2 protein-coding genes are annotated in these 2152 nt (G+C 50.4%); both read left to right on the top strand.

Translation table 11 applies throughout. The annotated features are described in order from the left end of the window. Positions 1-2: 2 nt before the first annotated feature. A complete protein-coding gene (locus tag ACTHUM_RS11985) occupies positions 3-536 on the top strand; it encodes an RDD family protein (protein WP_440402963.1) in 534 nt (177 codons plus the stop codon). A gap of 89 nt (positions 537-625) precedes the next feature. Then, on the top strand, positions 626-1948 hold the full coding sequence (gene mltA / locus ACTHUM_RS11980) for a murein transglycosylase A (RefSeq protein WP_107868156.1): 1323 nt from the start codon (positions 626-628) through the stop codon (positions 1946-1948). The last annotated feature ends 204 nt before the right edge of the window (positions 1949-2152 follow it).

Below are 2152 nucleotides of genomic sequence, written 5' to 3'. Positions count from 1 at the left end.
AAATAGTAGATGTCCATATTGCTTCGCCGGGGGCGAGGGTTGCGGCATATTTGTTGAATAATCTGTTTACTTTTTTGATATGGGTACCATTCATTGTGATGGTAGTTTTCACTTTTGATGAAAGCAAAGAATTAGTTTCGGAGTCTTCTCTTTCTAATACTCCTGACTATGCAGTCATAACATTTTTTATTTCTTTGGCTGTCTATTTGGTTTTTGGTATCTTCCAACTGTATTACATGAGCCGAGACGGTCAGTCTTTAGGTAAAAAAATTATGGGCATCCGGGTGTTAAAAAGTGACGGTAGTAATCCGGGTTTTGGTGGTACGGTTTTGATACGCGAAGTGGCTTGGTCATTCATTGTCGGTATTATAGTCATTGCGGTAATGTTGGCAGTAAATGAAACAGGTGGAGATTTGGTTTCTCTGCTTATGACTTTCATCAACTTCATCATGCTCTTCTCCGTCAAACGCAACCGTCGCACGCTCTACGATATGCTGGCCGATACGGTTGTCGTCAAATTGCCGCCGCGCCGATAAATCGCTTTTTTGTGTTAAAATCAGCACTTTCCAACATAGGCCGTCTGAAAAATAGCTTTCAGACGGCCTTTCGACACGCTATTGATTCCATGAAAAAACATCTGTACCGCATTACGCTCGTCAGTATTGCCGCAGCCATTCTTGCCGCCTGCCCGAGCAAAAGCATTAAAAATCTTCCCGAAACCGACACCAGCGTTATCAAAGGTCCTGATCGCCCCACCGGTACGCCTGATCCCATCGGTACGACTGTAAGCGGGGGAGGAGCAAACTACACCGTTGTTTCCTACAACGAACTGCCGCACTGGAGCACCCAACACTTCGCCAAAAGCCTGCAATCTTTCCGCTTAGGCTGTGAAAAACTTAAAAACCGCCAAGGCTGGCAGGACGTTTGTATCCAAGCCATGCAAACACCGGTGCACCATTTCCAAGCCAAACACTTTTTCGAGCGCTATTTCACCGCATGGCGCGTCGATAACGGCGGCAATCCTGCCGGCACCATTACCGGCTATTACGAACCGGTCCTGCACGGCGACGACAAATCCACAAGCCAATCCCGTTTCCCTATTTACGGCATTCCGAACGATTTTGTTTCCGTTCCGCTGGCTGCAAACTTGAGGGGCAGCAAAGCCACCGTCCGCATCCGTCAAACCGGCCCAAACAGCGGCGTCATCGACAACAGCGGCACATACACGGCCGACTTGTCCAGATTCCCGATTACAGCACGCAGTACTGCGCTGAAAGGCCGTTTTGAAGGCAGTCGTTTTGTTCCTTACCACACCCGCAGCCAAATCAACGGCGGCGCGCTTAACGGCAAAGCGCCGATTTTGGGTTATGCAGATGATCCGGTCGAACTTTTCTTTATGCACATTCAAGGTTCGGGCCGTCTGAAAACGCCGTCCGGCAAATACATCCGTGTCGGATTTGCCGATAAAAACGAACATCCGTATGTTTCCATCGGCCGTTATATGGCGGACAAAGGCTATCTGCCGCTGGGTCAGACCAGTATGCAGGGCATCAAGGCCTATATGAAGCAAAACCCCGGCCGCCTTGCCGAAGTTTTGGGACAAAATCCAAGCTACGTCTTTTTCCGCGAGCTGACCGGCAGCAGTGATTCCGGCCCGGTGGGCGCATTGGGTACGCCGTTGATGGGCGAATACGCCGGTGCCATCGACCGCCACTACATCACGCTTGGCGCACCGCTGTTTGTCGCCACTGCTCATCCGATTACCAAAAAAGCCCTCAACCGCCTGATTATGGCGCAAGATACCGGCAGCGCGATCAAAGGCGCGGTCCGTGTGGATTATTTCTGGGGCTATGGCGACGAGGCAGGCGAAGTGGCTGGCAAAATGAAAACCACAGGCTATGTATGGCAGCTCTTGCCCAACGGCATGAAACCGGAATACCGTCCATAAACAGCGGTTTAAAAAAAGGCCGTCTGAAACCAAGATTCAGGTTTCAGACGGCCTTTTTATTTCTATAAAAATGCGGTAGGTTTTAAAAACCTGCCGCGGTATGGGGACATACAGCTCGGACGGTAAGCCGGGTTCTGTCGCGGACAGTCATTCCTCTAGGCACATCATTGCTGGTGTGCTCAAGCAACCTACCCGAACGCTCGG

It is taken from the genome of Neisseria sp. P0021.S006, from assembly GCF_051956895.1.
Note: the sequence above shows the minus strand (reverse complement) of the source record. Positions and strands in the feature narration are given on the sequence as shown.